Consider the following 18,412-nt stretch of genomic DNA (forward strand, 5'->3'; position numbering starts at 1 on the left):
TACCGGAAATTGGCGGTTTCCGGCCGATGCCGGACATGCCGGCCGGCATCTGAGACATTTCACCCAGTTGTTAAAGAGTTCCGGGGAATAACAAAGACTCCGCCGGGAAACCCTGCGGAGCCAAAAACAAGACATGGAGATGTTTCTTGTTGTTATCTGGATCCGGAGGGCTTCGTGACACCCTCCGGTTAAAAGGAGAGCGTCAGCTCGTGTTGATCGTTTCTCTGGACAAGGCTGGGATACAAGCCTGATTCCAGGCAGCCACGACCAACCACCAGGCCTTTCGGCTGGCTCGGCATGTTTGTCGATATGGTCGTGATGCTGTTCATTTTTACGATTCCGTGATCAGTTTTCAGGTCGATCTGATTCGATCGTGTGTCATAGTATAGCGCATGTTTATGGCAAATGTCACTGGTGCGGTAAATTTTTTTTCAGGGCCATTGCACGATGGCACTGACCCACACCCAGATACCGAGCGCGGCAGGCCAGCCGGCCAGAGCAATCAGCAGGCAGTTGAGCACGGCTCTAGTCCCTTGCTCTAACTTTCCGCTCAAGGATCTCGGGCTTTGATCGTGCGCTGAAAGGGCGCCGTCAGCGTTCATCCCTGCGCCCCTACAAGCCAAGCATATCGGCAATCATAAAGAGAAGAACCGGAGAGGTCACTAAGCCGAGGATCGTGAGCACCCACGCCAGCACGTTTACTCCAATCCCCGCGATATTCATGTTCTTAATGGCGATAATTGTGCCAAATATAGCGACAATCGCGGCGAGCGGAACAAATATAAAGCCGATAGTGACGATCCCAAGAACAGCTAATACACAGGCGATAATTCCTGCGACTAATCCGCTCCCCGATCTGGGCTCTAGTTGTGATTCAATCATGGTACCCCCTTGTTTATCGTTAGATGCCAGCGCTTATCCAGGGGTGCGTGACGGGCATGAGATGTAGCGTGCTGCGAACACCCCCGTGAGGCCTTGAAGCGCCTTGTCGCAGCAGCCGGATCCTGGTAACAGACCCCTCCCTTATGCGCTTACAACCCTTGAGACTTACGGCTGCTGAGAATGTGTAGGGAAAACACCTCCGAAACCGGCAATGTCTACGGACCCCTGAGGTTGAGTACAACCGCTCCCTACACAAGGAAGGCAATTACGAAAGAGGATTTAGTTATGGATATCTATCTGGTAGGAGGCGCGGTGAGGGACTCCCTGCTTGGAAAGGAGGTCCGGGATCGTGATTACGTGATCGTCGGAGCAACTGCGGAGGATGTCGCCCGCCTGGAGAGTGAGGGTTACGCGCCGGTGGGGAAAGACTTCCCGGTGTTTCTGCACCCGAAGACCAAGGAGGAGTACGCACTGGCACGGCGTGAGCGCAAGGTGGCGCCTGGTCATACGGGCTTTGCCGTGGAGGCTTCCCCGGAGATCACCCTGGAGGAGGATCTGTCCCGGAGGGATCTGACCATCAATGCGATGGCCCAGGCCTCGGATGGTTCGCTGATCGACCCCTTCAACGGGGCTAAGGACCTGAAGGCCGGCATTCTGAGACACGTCTCTGATGCCTTTCGCGAGGATCCGCTGCGAGTACTCCGAGTGGCCCGCTTTGCGGCCCGTTACGACTTTCAGGTGGCCTGGGATACCTTCGAGCTGATGCGCGACATGGTCTCCGAAGGTCTCCTTGAGAGCCTGAGCACGGAACGCGTGTGGGCGGAGACCCAAAAGGCCCTGGGAGAGCCAAGCCCTCAGCGCTACTTCGAGATCCTTAGGATCACGGGTGCGTTGAAGCGGCTGTTCCCGGAGGTGGCTTGCCTGTTCGGAGTACCTCAGCCTGTCGAGCACCATCCTGAGAAGGATAGTGGCGTGCATACGCTGATGGTGCTGAAGCAGGCCGCGGCCCTGTCGGATGACCCTGTGGTGCGCTTCTGCGCCCTGGTTCATGATCTGGGCAAAGGAGTGACGCCGGAGGCTGAGCTCCCCAAGCACCAGGGGCACGAGGAGGCCGGCGTAGCGCTCATCGAGCAGATGTCCGAACGCCTGCGTATCCCCACAGCCTACCGACAGCTGGGGCGCCTGGTGTCTCAGCATCACTTGAGGGCTCACAGGGCCTTCGAGCTTCGAGCGGGATCGGTGTTGAAGGTGCTGGAGGCCTTGGATGCTCTGAAGCGTCCTGAACGCCTCGAGACGTTCCTGCTGGCCTGTGAAGCAGATGCCCGAGGTCGTCTTGGGCGCGAAGATCACCCCTACCCTCAGGCAGAGGTGTTTCGGGTTGCGCTCTCGGCGGCCAAGTCCGTCGACGCAAAGCCACTCGCAGCGCAGGGCTACGGCGGCGCAAAGCTCGGTGAGCTCCTGAGGGCCGGGAGAATCAGGGCAATCAAGAAAGCAGTATCTGCAATTCGCCCCGCCTAGCAGCGGGGCTTTTTCGTGTGCCTGTCGTCAGCCACAAGAAAAGCCTCCCGAAGGGGAGGCTTGTTGAAGATTCAATCGTGATTCTCGGCATACTCGAAGACCGAGTCTTCGACGTATCGCACCTTGCGCCCCAGAACCTGGTTGGCAATGTGCTCGATGAAATCACCATCGGCCTGAGGCAAAACCTCCGCAATCTGGCCGATGACTTCCTCTGCTGTTAGCAGTTGCTTTGCAGACATGCTGTCCTCCTACTGGGTGCCACCATCGGGCATTCTTGCGGTTCACACAGTTCGCCGTCAGCGTCCGGGTGCATGCACTGGTTCACGCCGCTGTTTATGCGGACGCCCTCATAGCACGGACACTTCTCGCGCTCGACCTCGAATGCAATTGCATCACTCGGCATCTCCTGAGCAGCATCCGGGAGGAACGTCGCGACCATCTCGGTACCCGCCCATTGGCACTCGTCACATCCGCCTCCGCCGCAAGCTCTGTGGTCTCTCAACCTCATATCAACCTCCGCGCGACCCTCAATCATTCGTTTTCAGGAATCCCCCTCAAATTCAGGATGCGGTACATCCGGTCCTTGGTAGTACGGGTTCCGATGCCAGACGTCCCGGTCAGTGAGTATCCAGCACTTCTCAGGGTGTTTTGCACCCAGTTCGCTGGCCTCTGCGTTATCCCAGTCGGTGTCCGAGGAGTATTCGAAATGTTCTTCAGGAAAGCCCATAATCTTAGCCTCTTGGTTTACGCACTCTCTCGGCTATGTATAGAAACCGAACCGCCGGGGAGAGCGGCCTGACTTGTCTTGCTTTTTTGTTGCGCACAGAAAACCCCTCCACGAGAGGAGGGGTAGTGAATGAATCAAAGAGAAGACTGGGTCAGCAAACCCGGAGACTGAAGCCCCGGTCCGTGACTTCCTGCTCACCGTTGACGAGAGCCTCAAAGGCCTCGTCGCTGATGTAGTTCATCGCCTCATCAGCGCGCTCATCGATCGGGATGGCGAGCCACGATACGTCATTGGAGGTGACCTCGATCCTGCCGAGGTTTTCGCCACGCATCGCAATCTGTGCCCATACAGTTTTCATCTCATGCTCTCCTAAGTTAATTGACCTCAAGAGGTATAGGGAACGATGCGTATGGATTTGATGCAGCGCCGCGCCAGGGCCAAAAAGAAGGCCCCTGAACCGCCAAATGACGGCCAGGGGCGTTGAATAGCATACTGCGAGCGCGTGCCCTTAGCGGCTCGCCCGCGGCTTGACCTTGATATCTTCGGTGGCGTCGCAGTCCCATCCGCCTTCGTCATCGACGCCGTTTTCACGCAGAAATTGGACCAGATCACGCAAAAGCGTCTTCATGCCCATGCCGGTGTTCGCAACGATCTCCGCGTCGGGAAACCCCATGTATTGATCGCGAATAGCTGTGGTCGCAATGGCGAGCATATCCAGACAGTCGCACATCACTCGATGGTCATCGGCTTCGCCGGCGCGCCCTTCTGACTGCCCGGCCTCATCGAGAGGCTCCGCCTCTCCACTGAACTCCGCGACCGTGGCGACCTTTCCGCAGGCCATGCACTCACATCGAGCGCCGCCCTCCCATTCGATATCGCCATCGACCCCTTGAAAGATCCCGTCGTCATGGACAACCGCAATTCCTGCCTGGGTTGCCGCAATCTTGAAGGGACCGAGATCGCCGCACTTCGGGCATGCCATGCCCGCCAGGCAGTTCTCGTTTACCTTCTCACCCATAACATTCTCCTCTGAGAGTCCTAAGCACCCATGAGGGGTGCGCTCCAGGCACATCGCCCTTAAAGGGTGTAGAGAATCGAGTGCCGATCGACGTGGCGCGCGTGCGAGCGCTCCGCCGAGGTGGCGTCGAGGACGGCTTCTGCCCATTCGGGAGGGGTTTCATGAGACAGGGCTACTCAACGATCAATCGGGGTTCTACGCAATGCGAAAGGGCGCAATACCTCTCGCACGAGGGCAGCCCCACCAGGAACCTCTTTCTACCCCCCCTCCTACCCGCTACTGCCCGTAAACGCCGGCAAGCCCTCGCCACCGGCGCTCAAGGTCCCGCGTTCAGGCTGTGAACCGCCTCCCAGGCTGCCCGGCCGCACCTCTCCCTTCTTTGGCGCGCGCACCGACGGCGCGTCTTCCACTGACAGAAGTCATCGTCTTTTACGGAAGGCCCCCTCGGGCAATAGGGGCCCGGGAACACCTAAACTGGCATCGGCTAAAGGGATCGAAAGCAGGCGGGACGGGCTGGGATTTCGGGACTTTCTTAGCATCCGGCGACAGCCGGGCCCAACACTACCCGCCTTGCCGGGGCACACCCTCAGAGTCAGCAGCCTCGGCCATCGCCCGGCGAAAGTACCCCCTCAGAGAGCTTTTCAGGTGGCGTCTCGCGCGCCGTGCAGGGATTCCCTTGAGAGCGCAGAACAAGGCCAGGGCGTAGGTGGTCTCCTGCTGGCCCAGATGAGTGGCCCTCGCTACCTGAGGGAGCTTGCACTGGCCTCCACACCCAACCCTCGGTGCGATATACGCAGTGTTGGCTATCATCAGCCCAAAACCCATGAAAACCGCCAGCACCTCGGCCGCGTGTGCCGCGCTGCCCGCCCCGCCAGGAGGAGGCTCCCCAAGCGCCGCTATCAAGTGGGCCGCCAGGGTTTGCGCGAAATGGGCAATCAGCACCTCGGGATCCGAGATCATGCCCGGGTGGTAACTGATCTGGATACCAGGATCCGGAACGATCAACCCTCCTGACATATCCCGCGAAACACCGACTTGCCCAGCCAGCGCCGCGCTGTGTGACTCCTCCGACTCGAACACCTCTGGCGCGACAACGCGCACAGGCCAGTGGCTCAAGCCCGCATGCCGCTTGACCCGCTCAAATACCAGCTCCGCCATCTCGTGGGTAGAACGGGCTTTGCCCGGGAAGTCCGCCTCAGTAGGGGTGACCAGCGACGTCCTGCGATGAAAGGCCTGCCCCTCGAAACCACGCAGCGCCCAATCATAGACATCGAGCAGCCAGGCGCGGGTTTGATCGTCGATCGCCGGCGGTCGATGAAAGGAGGATAGCGCAAGCAGTTTCTGCAACATAGCGAGATTCCGGTGGTTGTGATGGACGTCTCCGCGCATCTCCGCGGCCGGCCCGTGCGAAGGCGCTTTGCCGATCTTCGGCGCCTGGCGCGCCTCACGCGCGGCAAGCCGCCGTTTGATTCAACAATTTCACCCTCCTTCAGATCTCCCTCATAGCTTACCTACTGCCTTGAAGCTCTTTGCAGAGGGCTGTGAGGGAGGGCTTCGAGCGGCAAGAATCGCCCTAACCCGCGGACCCGAAATGGGCCGGCAGGCGGCGACCTTGCCGCTCTAACGTCCGATAACCGCCTATGCGTCAGGAGGTCGGTCGGGTTGTCGCGGGCACCCCTTGCACGCTACGTGAGCGCGCCTGCTACCGGGATACAGCCTGGTTCGGGGCAGCAACCCCCTCACACCGGGTCCAGGCCTCAAGGCGCCTTGGAGCGCGTCCTTGAGAGTCTCTCCGTTGGTGGTTTGTGTGAGATCCCCATTCATTCCACCAAAACCCAGAAAAATCGGGCTTTTCATCACCTTACCGAATCGTGGCCGGTTTCCCGTGACGCATAAGCAAGGCTGCGCTGTTGCGCACACGGGCAGATTTCCCGCGCCATTGACGCCTCAGCGCATGGGTATAGTCAAAAATCCTTCGCTCTTTCGCAGACCCTTCCGGGGCCCGTTCTTGTGTTCGGACGTTACCGGTGCTATACTCTACACACGCCGTTAAAAAACGACGAGGTATCGTTATGAATGGACCTATCTTCGACAACTCACCCTCCTACCTTGCGCAGCGCAGCGCCTCTTCTCACGCAGACATGAGCGCGCTTCCGGTCAAGGCTCGCCTGATGATCCTTCAGGCCGAGGAGTCCGCCAAGTCAGCGCAGACGATCCAGGCGATGGGCCGGTTCCGTTCCTGGCTTATGGTTGCGGCAACCGTGATCATTGCCGGCACGTTCCTGCTCAGCAGCGACTTCTTCCTGCGCGTGTTCATGTAGGGTTGTGCGTGACTTGCCGGGCGCCGCAGAAAGGATTCACCCTGATCGAGGTACTGATCGCAATGGTCGTACTCTCGGTCGGGCTGCTTGGCTTCGCCCAGCTGCACCTCAAATCCATGCAGTACACCAGCAGCGCTTTCCAGCGCTCTCTCGCCCAGGCGCAAGCCCAGGATCTCGCAGAGAGGCTCTGGTTCAGCCTGGATGACCCTGAGCAGGCCGTAGGTCTGTGGCGCGAAGACCATGAAGACGCACTCCCGGGCTGGTCGGGCGAGATCGTGTCGGTGGCCGATGGCGAGTACCAGGTGCGCCTCGAGTGGGCAGAAGCCCGGTTCAATGAACCTTCGCCCTCCTTCGAGTACCTGATCAGACTTCCGCAGGGGCTCTAATGCGGTCCCAGTCTGGCTTCACCCTGATCGAGTTGATGGTGGCGATGGCTTTGTCGCTGCTTCTGATCCTTGCTGCGATCAGCCTCCTGCTCACCAACCAGCGAAGCGTTGAGACTCAGCGCGCAGTGATGGGCGTGCATGATGAGCTGCGCTTCTCCGTGGAAATGCTCATGCGCGCCGTTCGTACCAGCGATGCGGTTCTTTCGACCTCTGATGCCGGGCGCCTGGCGCTCTCCGGCGGCACGCTCTCGCCGAGCTGCGCCTCAGAGGGCCAGGATTTCTGGGTCGAGGTGACTGATCAGGGCCTCGCTTGTGGCCCCGTAGGCGAGCCTGAGGCCGCGGTCTTGTTCCCGCTTGCGCAGGAGCTGATCTTCTCCTACGGCCATGATGACAATGCCACAGGATCGGTCAACGGCTTCCACCCACAAGCCGCCGCGGATCCCGCCGATACGCTTGCTGTGCGTTTTGACTACACGGTCTCATCATCGTCAGCACGCTCACCCGTTACGCAAAACCTGCGCTTTCATGCCACGGTGCGCTCGCTGGTGCTTGCGCGAAGGGAGTTCGCGCAATGAACCGGGCCTCCTCGAAGGGCTTTGCCCTGCCCACTGTGCTGCTGCTGCTCTCTGTAGGGCTCCTTCTCGGGCTCCCAGCGCTGAGCGATGCCCTTTTGCAGGAACGCATCGCAGGCAATGCCCGCGCAAGCGTGATCGCGCTCCAGAGCGCCGAGGCAGGCGCGGCCGAGGCCGTGGACTCGCTCCGGGATGAATCCATCGCCTGGCCGGACCCCGGGGTCTATAGTGGCGCACAGCTGACACAACTCACCGGCCTCCCCTCCTCGCCTGATGATGCGGCGCAGCATGGCGCGGGCCTGTGGTGGATCTCCTCGGTGAGCTTTACCGACAGCACCGCGGTCATCACGGCCTCCGGCAGCCTCGCCAACACCGGTGCACGGCGATCCGTACGGGTGGAATACGCACGCCCCTATGATTCCGTGATCCCTCTGGTATTCACCGACGCCATCGTTGACTGCGAGGAGGATGGTGAGTGCGATCCCGTGGACGTGGTCACCCTGACCGAATCCTTGCGCCCCTCCACGCTCGAAGCCTTTCACTACAGCGGCCAGGGGACCGTCAACATCACGCCCGCCAACGCCACCAACGGTGTCGTAGGCGCATCAGAAGTCAGCCTGACCGGCGGCATCGATATGGTCGTTTCCGGGGATGTCGTGATGTATGTGGAGGGGGATTTCTCCCTACAGGGACAGTCCAGGCTGATCATCGAGGAGGACTCCTCGCTGGTGATCTATATCGCGGGCCAGGTCAACGCAGGTGGCGGCTCTTCCATCATCAACCACAACACCTCGCCCACGTTGACCCGGTATAACGCCGATGGCAGCACGCACCAGATTCCGTCGTTTGCCATCGTCAGTGCCTACGATGCCAGCGATGGCATCAATCTCTACGGCACCAGTGAGATCACCTCGATCATCTATGCGCCAAACACAGATGTCTCGGTTGTCGGTGATTCGCGATTGTATGGTTCAGTGTATGCGGGATCCACGAATGTCACCGGCGGATCTTCGGTGGAATACGATGAGACGCTCTATGACTTCCTGGTGCCCGGATACAACCCCGGCGCCGAGCCCGCGCGGCTTCTGTCGTGGCATGAATGGATTGAATAACCCTGAAAAGCAGTGGTATACTATGAACATGAATCCGTCGTTTCTCGATCTCCTGCTTGGCTACCTTTTCCCTTTGAAGCGCCAGGGCGGTCGCCTTCGTTTTTGTGCTGAGTGGCTCGAGACGGGCGCCTTTCGATACGCCCTTCGCCTGGTGGTAGTCGGCGCGACGGTCTATCTGGTCGGGCAGGTCGTCGCCCATCTGGGGCTTGCTGCGTTCGGTAACATGCTGTCGTCGACAGCCTACGGCTTCGCCGCTCTCTCAGGGCTGTTCTTCGGCGCCGCCATCGACGGCTGGCGCAGGCGATAGTGTCGCCCCGCCCTCCTGAACCTCATCAGTTTTGAAAACAAAAGCCCCACACGATGTGCGGGGCTTCGTTGAATGAGGTTTAGAGTGTGCTCTTTTGAAGAGCGTTAGATCAGGCCGGCCCGATCAAGGACCGGACGAACCAGTCCAAAGTACAGCACGCAACCGGCAACCACACAAGCGGCGAACATGACCATAGCCTTCTCCTTCCATTGTTTTATTGACCTGCTTCGTATAGGGAATCGCGCAACGATTTTGGTCGCCCCTCCAGAGACAAGAAAACCAGCCCGCGGGGGGCTGGTCGGAAATGGCAGTACAATGGGCGTTAGCCGCTCTGTTCCCGGATCGAGCGCACGTCCGGCACCCTGACCTGCATTCTCAGCACATGCTCCAGCACCGCCTGGGCGTGATTCACGCCGGCCGGGATGTCTGTGAATTCGATGCAATGGGCCACCAGAAACGCCCTGATGCGCTCCCCGAGCGCCACGGCATCCTCCTCCAGCTCCATCCGCCCCTCAGGCTGATAGGCCCAGGCTGGGTTCAGGTAATAGACCTCGTTGTTGAACGAGTCGAAGAAGTCGATCACCAGGCCCGTAAAGCTCCTGGGGTAATGCTCCGGCTTGTAGATGGCCGAAAGCAGCAAAGAGGAGTCGGTGACCACATAGTCGACCTTGTCTCTGAGCCTGTTGAGCCGGCGGTGTTGCTCGGCGAAGACATAGATCTGGTCTTCGAGCATCTTGAAATGCCCCTCCCAGACCACGTCCTTGGCGAACTCGGTAACCAGCTCGGCGCGAAGCCCCTGGCGCTTCATGTCATAGAAAACGCCGGCCGCGGTGGTGGACTTGCCAGCGCACGGCGGCCCGATCAGATTGATGACCTTCATGGATCCTCCTGTTGGTATCGTGTCTGCCGTGTATAGCGACCGACGCGGGGCGCGCTTGCCGATCACCTGAGCGCAGGCGTCTCGAGCTCGTTGACAGTGCGGATCAGGGTGATCGAGAGCACCTCCGAGAAGGCGGAGGAGAGAGTCCCGAAGATGCTTTGACGCGGCGTGTAGTCCTTGACCTGGCTGACGCCGAATCGCTCCTCAACAACACCCGCAAGATCACCCTGCCCGTCCACGAGCCCGAGCTGCCAGGCAGTCTTGCCTGTCCAGTAATCGCCCGAGAACAGATCCCGGTGGTCGCCGGTGAGGTGTTCGGCGCGCGAATCCATGACGATGTCGATGAAGTGCGCGTGAATGTCGTCGAGCAGTCGAGTGGTCTTTGAGACCTCCTCCTCGGACAGATCCATGAACGGATCGAGCATGTTCTTGGATTCGCCTGCGGTGAATACCCTGCGCTCAACCCCCAAGGTGTCCATCAGACCCGTAAAGCCGAATCCCTGCATGATCACGCCGATCGAGCCCACGACAGTGGATCGGTTCACGTAGATCTCATCTGAAGCCATGGCGATCAGGTATGCCCCTGAGGTCAGCATATCCTCAGCAACCACAACCACCGGCTTCTCGTACTCCTCACGCAGCTGTTTGATGCGGTCATGAATCAGCGCGGCTTGTACGGGGGTGCCTCCGGGGCTGTTGATGACCAGCACCACGCCCTTGGCGCGCTCATCGGAGAAGGCTCGGTTGAGTGCGGGGTTGAGTCGTGCGGCCGAGGTGGTTCTGGAGTCCGGTGAGATCATCCCCTCGATCCGAACGACCGCGGCGTAATCCTCATCAGGCTCCTTGTCCGCGGTGCTTCGGAGGTAGAAATTCAGGATGAAGCTCAGCATGACAATCGTGAACACGCCGGCGAAACGTACGTTTCTCCAGAATCGGTCACGCTTGCGCTCTTTGAGCAGTTCATCGACAAGTTCGGTATGCAGGGTTTCTTGGCTCATGAAGTGATATAGCGAATCCAAGCCGAGGATTTCAGAACGCTTTCGAGTTACCTACACTCCACAGGGCCGCCGGAGAAGGCCGGGCCCCCACACCACAAACACAAGAAGAGACATGCAAGCAGACCTCCCATCGTTTCGCTTCGACCCTGAAAAGGCGATCGAGGCTGTTCTCTACATCGCGACCCGGATACCGGTCGACAAGCGCGCCGTCCTGCGCGTCCTGTACCTGGCTGACAAGCAGCACCTTCGCACCTACGCGCGGTTTATCGCGGGCGATTTTTACCATGCGCTTGATTTTGGGCCTACGCCGATGCGCACATACGGCCTGATCGAGCTGCAAATCAGCTTTGAAGGGGTGAAAGGGGGCGCGAGCACGGTGTTGCGTGAACAGGGCTGCAACGGCTCCAGGCGCCTGGAGGCGCTTCGTGATCCGGATCTCGATGTGTTCAGCGACTCGGACCTGGAGTGCCTGGATGCGGCGATCGACAAGGTGCTCGCGCAGCCGGATTCTGACCCGCTGCGCGCTCTCAGGGAGGAGATTTATGATCGCGCCTGGCTGAACGCCAGAGCAGAACGACATGATGGGCGGATGAGTATCCAGCACATCCTGGATTAGCGGCCCCCAAACAGAAAACCCTCGCAACAAATCAGCTGCGAGGGCTTGAAAGGATGACTACAGGGGCTCCAGATCTCGAAACACCATCCCGGGAGCCACCTCCTGGATCATGATGTCTTCTTCAAATTCCTCCAGATAGCCCGGCGCGGCATCACCCGTCTGTGAGACGTGGCGCTGCCAGCCTTGCTTGAGGGCTTCTCGGGCCTCGGCTTCCGTGTTCCCGTAAGCCTCAAACCCCCAGTTCGGGGTGTCAATACTGGCCTTATACATGACTCTCTCCTTCGTTACTCACTCAGGGAGTGTAGCGATAGAGGCGCGGTTTCACGCGCTCGCCGCGGAGAGGTCACGAAGACCCTCCCTGAACCTCTGCGCGCCTCCCATCGAGGGGTGGCGCAGCGCGGCCTTCGGCGAGACGCCCAGCATGCGCAGCGTCTTCTCAGCGGAGCGCCCCAGTGCAAGCACCTGAACCCCCTGAAAGTGCGCCAGCAGGGCCTCCAGTGCGCCCACACCCATCCTGAGCTCCTTGATCGACGGGGTGCGATTCGTCAGGCTCGCCCCGGGCCCGTGCGGATGCCAGGGGAATGCGTTCCAGAGCAGCGTCTCGTGCGCGACCCCGAGTTCCTCGAGGATCCCCCAGATGATGGTCGCGGAAGGCTCGGAGAAGGGCCGCTCGCGCGAGGTGATCCGCGGTGTCGGCTCGATCCTCGGAATTACCCCCTCCACCAGCAATCGCTCGGAGGTGAACGCAACACCGGAATAGCGACAGCCCTGGTAGCCCGGCGCTTCGCCGAGCAGGATCCTGGTGGGGTGCTTACATTCCAGATGGCGCTTGAGACGATCCAGGCGCTGGCGTGGTGCGGCTTCGCACAGGTCGAAATCAAAGCACCGGTCCCGCCAGGGATTGAACACCCAGTCAGAGTTGTACGGGTTATCGCAGATCAGGCTGAAAAAGGCATCGAGCGCCATGGTCTTCCTCGTGAAAAGAAACCCCCTCCACGAACGGAAGGGGGCTGTGAAGAATGTTACGCAGCTTGCGTGTCGGCGGCAAGCTCACGGGCCTTCTCAAGCGCCAACTCGCGCGCCTGCTTGCTCAGGTTGAGCTTACCGATCGAGACCTCGGCGCCCTTGAGCGTGATCAGGCCGTCGCGCACCTGGATCAACACCGGGCGCACCGCCTCCTTCTCCTCTTCGGTAATCACCGCATCCCCGCCCTGCGAGCTCGACTCGGGGGCCGATTCGGCGCTCTCGCTCTGCTCCAGAACCTCCAGGCTCTGGACGTAGATCGTGAGGTTCACCGACGGCTCGCCGTCGTTCCTCTTGTAGGGCTCCACGCTGAGCCTGCCGGAGATCTTGACGCCCGCGCCCTTGGCGATCTCGCCATCCGCCGCCTTGGGCTCGAACACAACCGCGGTGTACCACACCGTCGAGTCGCCGTCCTTGACAGCCACCCGAAGCCGGCAGTAGGTCTTCTCCCGGCCCTGCTTGATCCCTTCGTTCGCGCCGACATGGCCGGCGATTTCGACTTTCTGGTATGTTTTCACTTCTTCCTCCTGTTTTTGCTCTTGCGCTTACGTATAGCGACCGGCGCAACGAGGTTGAAAAAAGACCCCGGGGCTCCGGGGTCTTGAGTTGTGGCTTACTGGGTTTCCTTTCGACGTTCGACCATGCGCTCCTCGATCCGGGCGATTGCGAAGGCGCGCGCATCGGGAGACAACCCCTTGTTTGCTCGAAGGTGCTGAATGGCCCGCTCAGGGCTTGCGCCTGATCGGAGCTTCGAGAATACGCCCAGCAGAATACCTTCCTCCTCGGGCGTCATCTGAGGGGGCGCATCGGGAAGACGCTCCTGCCGCGAGTCTTCATTCAGCCCCCAATCGATCTCCTTGCTCATGCTGCGTGTGCTCCTTGCCGGCTGCGCGGCTTGCTCCGGGGGATTCGATACCGTCTCCTGCTCACCAATCTCCTCCTGCCCTTCGTCGGTGCAGACGTCAAGAACGGATTCCTGAGGCAGAGAGGTTTCATCGATCAGTGTTTCCCCTTCGGATTCACAGACACACACCTCTACGGGATCCGCGCAGGCATAGCGAAAGATGCCATACTTGAGCGCGGCACGCTTGAAGGCTTCGGCCTCCGCGTGCTTGATGTTGCGGATATCCTCGAGAGGCGCGATCGCCGCTTTCTCTCTCCACTCGCTCTCGACCCGGATGCCCAGAAAGCACTGGATCGCGATCGGATGGCGATCCTGGCCGAGCAGAAGCTCGTAGCGGTCACGCCAACCACAAGGGCCGAGCACATCGTCCAATCGATCCATGATCTGTAGGGCATCCACGCATCGAACGGCATGGCCTTTGCCGTCACAATGATCCAGGAGCTTCCATTTGACCGCCGAGGCCGGGAATGGCGCCGCCAGCGTCTTCAGTTCATGCATAGGTCCTCCTCTGTGTGCTTGTTTAGTCCTTGGGAGGTATAGCGATCGCGCGCGCCTAGATAACCGTCAGCGTCAGCGCGGCGCCGAAAGCCCAGGTGAGTGGGACCAGCACCCACTCCCATTCGCCGCTTTTCCACCAGTTGAGCGAGGTGCGCCTGAAGGGGTGCACGACAGGAACACCCATGGGGTTTGGGATATCCATGGCAAGATGCGTCAATCCGCCCACCGCGAAGCCGAACAGAGCCGAGTAGAGAGCCTCGCCCTTCCCTGCGGCCAGCAGCGCTGTGCTTGCCAGCAGAAGCACCACCCAGGCCGGCAGCCAGTGCGTGATGGTTCGATGGGGGATCAGAGAGAGCCGCCGGCCTCTGAGCCAGTAGGGGATCTCCAGCCAGTCCGGCGCCGTGGCCCCGAGAAAGGCTCCGATGGCGGCCACCAGGGGTATTCCTCCAAGCCTTGCGCCCAGTCCGTAGGCGATCCCGCAAACCCCGATGCCTGTGAGCTGGTGCCCCAGCTTTGTCATGAGCGGTATCGACGAGTGGGGTCCAGCTTGTGCTCGGGGAGCACGAGATGACGAATGAGATCGACGTGTGAACGCCAAATGATCTTGACGATCCAGATCACCCACGCCCACTTGGCGCCAAGCACCGCAAGCACCCCTTTACCGATGCCGTCAACGATGGGTTTGACCATGGTCGAGACCCCGGGCACGAACAGAAGGAGGATCAGCGCGCTGACCAGCACGGCCGCGTAGAACAGGATCGTGTTCATTCGTCCGGGTCTCCCGTGTCCATGAGGAACTCGCGATAGCGGTGCTCGTACTCAAGACCTCGCTCCTCCTTTGGCATCTGCCTCGGGTGGCGAGTGACTTTATAGACCGGCACTTCCTCCGGGAACTCGAGCATGGGTGTCTTGATGTGAAACATGCGCGCCCCGCTCATCACGACGCTCTCGCCGATGCCGAGGGATTTGAGCTGATCGGGGCTGACGCGATAGCCCTCCTCTTCGCGCCAGCTCTCACCCAGCCCGCCTCCATGGCTCTCGGCAAGCTGAGGCACGGTACGAAGCAGGGGGCTGGACTCGGTATCGTTCTCCGACACGGACAGCGAGTACTGGAACGTGGAGCTCTTGCCGATGATATCGGCAGCCATCTCCGGACTGTCCTTGCTGCCGAACTTGAACAGCACCTTTGACCATGTGTTTTGAATGATCATATCTGCGAAATCCGGCGAAACCACCGACAGGTTCGCGAAGCTCTGGAAGGCGGGGATCATGCAGATATTGGCGCTTCGCGCCTGCTCGAAAAGGCGCGCGATACCGGGCATCACGTATGAGCCCATCTCGTCAGCGAAGATCAGGTAAGGCGGAGCCGGGCGGCGGTACTTCGGCGTCCCCTGGATGTTGTAGGTCGCGGTGCGCACGTCAGAGAGAACCATCTTCCCCAGGTTCAGCGCCGCCACATCCTTGCCCATGGTGGGCAGCATGATGTAGACGACCTTGTTGTTCAGGATGCAGTCCGTGAGATCGATCTCGGGCGTGTAGGTGTTGAGCACCTGCCCGAACTTGCCTTGCGCGAACATGGCGATGCGCCCGGCCATGCCGCCGAGCACCTCTTTGAGCTTGTTGATATCGACCTGGCTGCCGTCCTTGGTCTTTCTGCGGAACTGATCGAGAAAGACCTGAAGCGCCCTTTTCTCCTGCGACCCTTCAGGGATCATGCGCTCCAGCGACTCGATGGCGCGCGCCGACTGCATGATGATCGACAGGTCGCCGAAGTGGTACCGGCAGCCGGCCTTTTTCAGCGCCGCGGTGATTACCGTGAGCGCCTGGTTGGCCTGCTGCTTGTAGAAGTCCGCGCCGATGTTGTTCTCAGAGCTTGGCAACAGGTTGAGCAGCCGCGACGAGACCTCGTCGGCATCGCCCGAGAGGATCGGGTTGTAGGTGTTGCTGTTGTGCGGCTCATCGACGTTCAGGATGAACAGGTCTTCCTCGCGCCCGAGAAGCTTCATCATGTAGGCCAGCTTGTCGCGAGTCTCGACGTCGAGTTTGGCGTCGATGAAGATGAAGCCACCCCCGCGAGCGGCCTGTGACCAGAGCATATACTCTCCGAGCGTGGTCTTGCCCACCCCGGACTGACCGATGATCGCCAGGTGGCGGGTCAGGAATCCGTTGGCAATATCCACGGGGCGCGAGTGATCGCGCGTGTAGCCGACCCGAAGCCCGTCAAAGCCCAGGGTTTCAGGAAAGGTCTCATCGCTTGGGAGGATGAAGCCCTCGCGGCTGACGAGATCGGTTCGATCCAGCCACTTCCGGGATCTGCGGTACCCGAGCCATGCGGCGCCAAGCCCTCCACCAGCCATGGCGGCGGCAGTAAGCGGCATGCCGGCAAACTGCGGGAGCGAAGCCAGGGCGGCCGAGGACAGGCCGAGCAGGGCAGAAGCATCTTTGGGTCCAACCAGGGGCATAGGCGGTACGCGACTCGTTGTGGTATGGCTTCGCCTGGGCGAAGTTCGTCCGCCCTTTGGCTGTCAGATGCCTTTCGGGCGAGGCGCGCATGCACGCGCAATCAAGTGGGTATAGGGAATCGGACGATTCATTGCCCTCCGTCCTTGCGCCCCGGGCCCCCTCCCCTGCCCGGATCAACGAAGGGCTTCGATCGCGTCGCGGATGGCCTTGATGTTTCTCTGCAACGTGGTCGGCTGCACGCCAAGCATGTCCTCGACCTCGTCGAGCGACTTGCCGGACTTGAGCAGCACGAGGATGCGCAGCTGCCTGCGGCTGAGCTTCTTGCGCAACTCCACCTCGTCTTTCTCGCACTCGATCGCGATCTGCTTGGAGATGTTCTCGCGAAGCGTCATCGCGCCGTGCAGCTGCTGCTCGAGCTCGAGCATCTCCACGGGGGTGAGCCGCGAGAGATCGGAAGGCTCCTCGGCATCGACACCTCCGTCCTGATTGTCCAGCACATCGGCCAGATCCTCCCAGGAGATGGGCGCGGCGAGGTGGCCCGGCTGCACGTAGGTGGTGCCGTCTTTCTTCTTGCGAAAGGCGCTGCCGGGCAGGCGCACAGGGGAGCCCATGTCGCGCCGGTGACGAAGGGCGGCGTGAAATCCGATCGTGTGCGCGTAGGATGCGGTCTGCCCCTCCGAGAGATCCGGGTCGGGCATGGCGTTCAACCAGGCGATACGAATCTCCTGGGCGGCATCATCCTGCATGCTTGCGGGGATCCGCGCCTTGGCCAGCGTGATGTTGATCAATTTGCGCTCAAGCCCGAGTGCTGTTATCTTGTCATAGAGTGTGCTGGCGCTAAGCTTTTGATTTTTCGCAATCATGCAAAGAGGCTCCCCAGGTAGATGAACGTGATGGACAGAACGAGAAAAGGTCCGAGGATCGGCAAGCGATTCAAGGGCCCGAAACTGGATTTTTCGTTGGTGGCGCCAAAGCCTCCGGAGCGAGCCCCCACCGCGGACACCGTCCTGGCACAGGAAATAGCCAAGGCGCTCGATAAATTCGATCTCTCGCAGGCCGAGCTCGCGGACATTCTCACCGAGAGAACCGGGTATGTGGTCTCGGTGAACGGATTGTCCCGCTGGCGCAAGGCGGGCGTCGCGCCTCCGAGCGGCGAGGCGGAGATCCTTGGCGAGCTCAAGCGCATCAACAGATCGCGCACCCGGCCGATCGAGGAGACTCGCAAAGTCGCGCACGAGGAGCTTGTCGAGCTTCTCGACGCCTGGAATGCCCGCGGGTTCAAGGACAAGCAGATCGCCCTCGCCGCGGATCTCAGCCAATCGACGATTTCCTCGTGGAGGGCTGGACGCTCGTCAATGAGTCCCGAGCAGCTCAACGAGGTGATCTCAGCTGTAGAAAAATGGATCAAGCGCATCAACCCAAAAGCTCGTAGATGAATATGTGGCTGCGCCCCTGATTCCTGCGTGCCTCGAGCTGGCGCATGTAGGGGGGTTCAGGCATGTACTTCGGGCAATCGTCTACAATCAAACCAAGCCCATCAGGGTTCCTGCTGGTCTGGCGAACCAGGCAGTCCTGCACCACCTTCAGACCCCCAAGAGCGTTATCCCAGTCAAGCTCTCCGCTTGAGTAGCGATGCACTTCAAGCAGTGCCTGCGCAATAGGCCTGCTCGGCAAGCGCATGTTGAGCGCAACAAGAATCTCGCTGGCCCACGCCCTTCTGAGCTTTCGATATGCCATGTAGTGCATCCCGCGAAGCGTGTTGTTTGAAGGCGTGAGTATGGCCAGGTCCAGGCGATAGCACACGCGCGCGTTTCGCACGAGCGGCCAGAAAAGGTTCTCTTCGCCGGCCAGCGCTGTCGCAGCCTCGGTGATCAACGGTCAATCGCCGCTGCCGGCGCTACTCGGCTTGCTCTTCTCGAAGCGGGCGAACTCCCGGTCGGAATCCATGAACTGACGAACCATCTCCTCGACCAGCTGGTTGAGGGGGATTTCGTCGTTGTAGGCAGAGCTGTACATCGCCTGGTAGCTCTTGAGGCGATCAACGACGCTCTTGTGGATCCCGAGCGCCTGGCGCACGATTGGGTCGTGGTTTGTGATCCGATCGATCTTCACTGTGATCTCCGTTTTTGTTCCGTGATGTGGTGAAAGTGTAGCACCAGTAACGGGGCAAAGTGTAGCACCAGTAAC

The 18,412-nt window shown here is 60.3% G+C and carries 25 protein-coding genes; 8 read left to right on the forward strand and 17 right to left on the reverse strand.

What is annotated here, in order from left to right:
• Nucleotides 1-612: 612 nt before the first annotated feature.
• Nucleotides 613-882, reverse strand: a complete 270-nt coding sequence (locus THITHI_RS0116975; RefSeq protein ID WP_018234258.1) for a hypothetical protein — start codon at nucleotides 880-882, stop codon at nucleotides 613-615.
• Nucleotides 883-1,167: 285 nt separating this feature from the next.
• On the opposite strand from THITHI_RS0116975, the gene THITHI_RS0116980 reads away from it, so the two are divergent.
• A complete protein-coding gene (locus THITHI_RS0116980) occupies nucleotides 1,168-2,400 on the forward strand; it encodes a multifunctional CCA addition/repair protein (RefSeq protein WP_018234259.1) in 1,233 nt (410 codons plus the stop codon).
• A gap of 71 nt (nucleotides 2,401-2,471) precedes the next feature.
• Here THITHI_RS0116980 and THITHI_RS20690 read toward each other — a convergent pair whose 3' ends face one another.
• The 4 genes from THITHI_RS20690 to THITHI_RS0117005 form a co-directional block, all read right to left on the reverse strand.
• Nucleotides 2,472-2,639: a hypothetical protein gene (locus tag THITHI_RS20690; RefSeq protein WP_156820683.1), complete on the reverse strand. Its 168-nt coding sequence runs from the start codon at nucleotides 2,637-2,639 to the stop codon at nucleotides 2,472-2,474.
• A gap of 639 nt (nucleotides 2,640-3,278) precedes the next feature.
• On the reverse strand, nucleotides 3,279-3,485 hold the full coding sequence (locus THITHI_RS0116995; protein ID WP_018234262.1) for a hypothetical protein: 207 nt from the start codon (nucleotides 3,483-3,485) through the stop codon (nucleotides 3,279-3,281).
• A 150-nt stretch (nucleotides 3,486-3,635) separates the two neighbouring features.
• Nucleotides 3,636-4,145, reverse strand: coding sequence for a hypothetical protein (locus THITHI_RS0117000; protein ID WP_018234263.1), 510 nt, complete (start codon nucleotides 4,143-4,145; stop codon nucleotides 3,636-3,638).
• Nucleotides 4,146-4,706: 561 nt separating this feature from the next.
• Complete coding sequence (locus THITHI_RS0117005) at nucleotides 4,707-5,495, reverse strand: hypothetical protein (RefSeq protein ID WP_018234264.1); 789 nt, start codon at nucleotides 5,493-5,495, stop codon at nucleotides 4,707-4,709.
• A gap of 791 nt (nucleotides 5,496-6,286) precedes the next feature.
• Here THITHI_RS0117005 and THITHI_RS0117010 point away from each other — a divergent pair.
• The 5 genes from THITHI_RS0117010 to THITHI_RS0117030 are packed head-to-tail and all read left to right on the forward strand — an operon-like array spanning nucleotide 6,287 to nucleotide 8,843.
• Nucleotides 6,287-6,466, forward strand: a complete 180-nt coding sequence (locus tag THITHI_RS0117010) for a hypothetical protein (protein ID WP_198005659.1) — start codon at nucleotides 6,287-6,289, stop codon at nucleotides 6,464-6,466.
• Between the two features lie 8 nt (nucleotides 6,467-6,474).
• The gene (gene pilV, locus THITHI_RS19945; protein ID WP_156820684.1) at nucleotides 6,475-6,852 is read left to right on the forward strand and encodes a type IV pilus modification protein PilV; all 378 of its coding nucleotides are present in this window, start codon (nucleotides 6,475-6,477) and stop codon (nucleotides 6,850-6,852) included.
• On the forward strand, nucleotides 6,852-7,427 hold the full coding sequence (locus THITHI_RS0117020; protein WP_018234267.1) for a PilW family protein: 576 nt from the start codon (nucleotides 6,852-6,854) through the stop codon (nucleotides 7,425-7,427). Before pilV ends, THITHI_RS0117020 begins: the two co-directional genes overlap by 1 nt.
• Nucleotides 7,424-8,536, forward strand: coding sequence for a pilus assembly PilX family protein (locus THITHI_RS0117025; RefSeq protein WP_018234268.1), 1,113 nt, complete (start codon nucleotides 7,424-7,426; stop codon nucleotides 8,534-8,536). Before THITHI_RS0117020 ends, THITHI_RS0117025 begins: the two co-directional genes overlap by 4 nt.
• Nucleotides 8,537-8,558: 22 nt before the next feature.
• On the forward strand, nucleotides 8,559-8,843 hold the full coding sequence (locus THITHI_RS0117030) for a hypothetical protein (RefSeq protein ID WP_018234269.1): 285 nt from the start codon (nucleotides 8,559-8,561) through the stop codon (nucleotides 8,841-8,843).
• 322 nt (nucleotides 8,844-9,165) lie between these two features.
• Here THITHI_RS0117030 and THITHI_RS19950 read toward each other — a convergent pair whose 3' ends face one another.
• The gene (locus THITHI_RS19950) at nucleotides 9,166-9,723 is read right to left on the reverse strand and encodes an AAA family ATPase (RefSeq protein ID WP_018234271.1); all 558 of its coding nucleotides are present in this window, start codon (nucleotides 9,721-9,723) and stop codon (nucleotides 9,166-9,168) included.
• A gap of 62 nt (nucleotides 9,724-9,785) precedes the next feature.
• Nucleotides 9,786-10,721, reverse strand: a complete 936-nt coding sequence (locus THITHI_RS19405; RefSeq protein ID WP_018234272.1) for a S49 family peptidase — start codon at nucleotides 10,719-10,721, stop codon at nucleotides 9,786-9,788.
• 112 nt (nucleotides 10,722-10,833) lie between these two features.
• Between THITHI_RS19405 and THITHI_RS0117050 the strand changes: the two genes are divergently transcribed.
• Nucleotides 10,834-11,337: a Panacea domain-containing protein gene (locus tag THITHI_RS0117050; RefSeq protein ID WP_018234273.1), complete on the forward strand. Its 504-nt coding sequence runs from the start codon at nucleotides 10,834-10,836 to the stop codon at nucleotides 11,335-11,337.
• A 57-nt stretch (nucleotides 11,338-11,394) separates the two neighbouring features.
• Here the strand turns inward: THITHI_RS0117050 and THITHI_RS0117055 are convergent, their stop codons facing one another.
• The 8 genes from THITHI_RS0117055 to THITHI_RS0117090 all read right to left on the reverse strand — a co-directional run bounded on the left by THITHI_RS0117055 (nucleotide 11,395) and on the right by THITHI_RS0117090 (nucleotide 17,088).
• On the reverse strand, nucleotides 11,395-11,607 hold the full coding sequence (locus tag THITHI_RS0117055; RefSeq protein WP_018234274.1) for a hypothetical protein: 213 nt from the start codon (nucleotides 11,605-11,607) through the stop codon (nucleotides 11,395-11,397).
• Nucleotides 11,608-11,658: 51 nt separating this feature from the next.
• Complete coding sequence (locus tag THITHI_RS0117060; protein ID WP_018234275.1) at nucleotides 11,659-12,303, reverse strand: uracil-DNA glycosylase; 645 nt, start codon at nucleotides 12,301-12,303, stop codon at nucleotides 11,659-11,661.
• Nucleotides 12,304-12,359: 56 nt separating this feature from the next.
• The gene (locus tag THITHI_RS0117065; RefSeq protein ID WP_018234276.1) at nucleotides 12,360-12,878 is read right to left on the reverse strand and encodes a single-stranded DNA-binding protein; all 519 of its coding nucleotides are present in this window, start codon (nucleotides 12,876-12,878) and stop codon (nucleotides 12,360-12,362) included.
• A 95-nt stretch (nucleotides 12,879-12,973) separates the two neighbouring features.
• The gene (locus THITHI_RS19955) at nucleotides 12,974-13,762 is read right to left on the reverse strand and encodes a hypothetical protein (protein ID WP_018234277.1); all 789 of its coding nucleotides are present in this window, start codon (nucleotides 13,760-13,762) and stop codon (nucleotides 12,974-12,976) included.
• 55 nt (nucleotides 13,763-13,817) lie between these two features.
• Nucleotides 13,818-14,282, reverse strand: a complete 465-nt coding sequence (locus THITHI_RS19415) for a metal-dependent hydrolase (RefSeq protein WP_083908803.1) — start codon at nucleotides 14,280-14,282, stop codon at nucleotides 13,818-13,820.
• The gene (locus THITHI_RS0117080) at nucleotides 14,279-14,530 is read right to left on the reverse strand and encodes a hypothetical protein (protein WP_018234279.1); all 252 of its coding nucleotides are present in this window, start codon (nucleotides 14,528-14,530) and stop codon (nucleotides 14,279-14,281) included. The genes THITHI_RS19415 and THITHI_RS0117080 overlap by 4 nt, the downstream gene beginning before the upstream one ends.
• Nucleotides 14,527-16,224: a type IV secretory system conjugative DNA transfer family protein gene (locus tag THITHI_RS0117085; RefSeq protein ID WP_018234280.1), complete on the reverse strand. Its 1,698-nt coding sequence runs from the start codon at nucleotides 16,222-16,224 to the stop codon at nucleotides 14,527-14,529. Before THITHI_RS0117085 ends, THITHI_RS0117080 begins: the two co-directional genes overlap by 4 nt.
• A gap of 174 nt (nucleotides 16,225-16,398) precedes the next feature.
• A complete protein-coding gene (locus THITHI_RS0117090) occupies nucleotides 16,399-17,088 on the reverse strand; it encodes a hypothetical protein (RefSeq protein WP_156820685.1) in 690 nt (229 codons plus the stop codon).
• 21 nt (nucleotides 17,089-17,109) lie between these two features.
• Here THITHI_RS0117090 and THITHI_RS0117095 point away from each other — a divergent pair, with 21 nt between their 5' ends.
• Entirely contained in the window at nucleotides 17,110-17,661 is a 552-nt protein-coding gene (locus tag THITHI_RS0117095; protein ID WP_026186452.1) for a hypothetical protein, read from the forward strand.
• On the opposite strand, the gene THITHI_RS0117100 is transcribed toward THITHI_RS0117095, so the two are convergent.
• Both THITHI_RS0117100 and THITHI_RS20885 read right to left on the reverse strand, forming a co-directional pair.
• Nucleotides 17,639-18,100, reverse strand: coding sequence for a hypothetical protein (locus THITHI_RS0117100; RefSeq protein ID WP_018234283.1), 462 nt, complete (start codon nucleotides 18,098-18,100; stop codon nucleotides 17,639-17,641). The two genes, THITHI_RS0117095 and THITHI_RS0117100, sit on opposite strands and share 23 nt — an antisense overlap.
• A 3-nt stretch (nucleotides 18,101-18,103) precedes the next feature.
• A complete protein-coding gene (locus THITHI_RS20885) occupies nucleotides 18,104-18,337 on the reverse strand; it encodes a DUF2274 domain-containing protein (protein ID WP_018234284.1) in 234 nt (77 codons plus the stop codon).
• Between the last annotated feature and the right edge of the window lie 75 nt (nucleotides 18,338-18,412).

Source organism: Thioalkalivibrio thiocyanodenitrificans ARhD 1 (genome assembly GCF_000378965.1).
In the GTDB taxonomy this organism is placed as follows: Bacteria; Pseudomonadota; Gammaproteobacteria; order Ectothiorhodospirales; family Ectothiorhodospiraceae; genus Thioalkalivibrio_A; species Thioalkalivibrio_A thiocyanodenitrificans.

What these genes read in the sequence shown, in the direction of transcription:
- THITHI_RS0116975 (WP_018234258.1), bottom strand. Translation starts at nt 882, where the DNA reads ATGATTGAATCACAACTAGAGCCCAGATCGGGGAGCGGATTAGTCGCA.
- THITHI_RS0116980 (WP_018234259.1), top strand. Translation starts at nt 1,168, where the DNA reads ATGGATATCTATCTGGTAGGAGGCGCGGTGAGGGACTCCCTGCTTGGA.
- THITHI_RS20690 (WP_156820683.1), bottom strand. Translation starts at nt 2,639, where the DNA reads ATGTCTGCAAAGCAACTGCTAACAGCAGAGGAAGTCATCGGCCAGATT.
- THITHI_RS0116995 (WP_018234262.1), bottom strand. Translation starts at nt 3,485, where the DNA reads ATGAAAACTGTATGGGCACAGATTGCGATGCGTGGCGAAAACCTCGGC.
- THITHI_RS0117000 (WP_018234263.1), bottom strand. Translation starts at nt 4,145, where the DNA reads ATGGGTGAGAAGGTAAACGAGAACTGCCTGGCGGGCATGGCATGCCCG.
- THITHI_RS0117005 (WP_018234264.1), bottom strand. Translation starts at nt 5,495, where the DNA reads ATGTTGCAGAAACTGCTTGCGCTATCCTCCTTTCATCGACCGCCGGCG.
- THITHI_RS0117010 (WP_198005659.1), top strand. Translation starts at nt 6,287, where the DNA reads ATGAGCGCGCTTCCGGTCAAGGCTCGCCTGATGATCCTTCAGGCCGAG.
- THITHI_RS0117020 (WP_018234267.1), top strand. Translation starts at nt 6,852, where the DNA reads ATGCGGTCCCAGTCTGGCTTCACCCTGATCGAGTTGATGGTGGCGATG.
- THITHI_RS0117025 (WP_018234268.1), top strand. Translation starts at nt 7,424, where the DNA reads ATGAACCGGGCCTCCTCGAAGGGCTTTGCCCTGCCCACTGTGCTGCTG.
- THITHI_RS0117030 (WP_018234269.1), top strand. Translation starts at nt 8,559, where the DNA reads ATGAACATGAATCCGTCGTTTCTCGATCTCCTGCTTGGCTACCTTTTC.
- THITHI_RS19950 (WP_018234271.1), bottom strand. Translation starts at nt 9,723, where the DNA reads ATGAAGGTCATCAATCTGATCGGGCCGCCGTGCGCTGGCAAGTCCACC.
- THITHI_RS19405 (WP_018234272.1), bottom strand. Translation starts at nt 10,721, where the DNA reads ATGAGCCAAGAAACCCTGCATACCGAACTTGTCGATGAACTGCTCAAA.
- THITHI_RS0117050 (WP_018234273.1), top strand. Translation starts at nt 10,834, where the DNA reads ATGCAAGCAGACCTCCCATCGTTTCGCTTCGACCCTGAAAAGGCGATC.
- THITHI_RS0117055 (WP_018234274.1), bottom strand. Translation starts at nt 11,607, where the DNA reads ATGTATAAGGCCAGTATTGACACCCCGAACTGGGGGTTTGAGGCTTAC.
- THITHI_RS0117060 (WP_018234275.1), bottom strand. Translation starts at nt 12,303, where the DNA reads ATGGCGCTCGATGCCTTTTTCAGCCTGATCTGCGATAACCCGTACAAC.
- THITHI_RS19955 (WP_018234277.1), bottom strand. Translation starts at nt 13,762, where the DNA reads ATGCATGAACTGAAGACGCTGGCGGCGCCATTCCCGGCCTCGGCGGTC.
- THITHI_RS19415 (WP_083908803.1), bottom strand. Translation starts at nt 14,282, where the DNA reads ATGACAAAGCTGGGGCACCAGCTCACAGGCATCGGGGTTTGCGGGATC.
- THITHI_RS0117080 (WP_018234279.1), bottom strand. Translation starts at nt 14,530, where the DNA reads ATGAACACGATCCTGTTCTACGCGGCCGTGCTGGTCAGCGCGCTGATC.
- THITHI_RS0117085 (WP_018234280.1), bottom strand. Translation starts at nt 16,224, where the DNA reads ATGCCCCTGGTTGGACCCAAAGATGCTTCTGCCCTGCTCGGCCTGTCC.
- THITHI_RS0117090 (WP_156820685.1), bottom strand. Translation starts at nt 17,088, where the DNA reads ATGATTGCGAAAAATCAAAAGCTTAGCGCCAGCACACTCTATGACAAG.
- THITHI_RS0117095 (WP_026186452.1), top strand. Translation starts at nt 17,110, where the DNA reads ATGAACGTGATGGACAGAACGAGAAAAGGTCCGAGGATCGGCAAGCGA.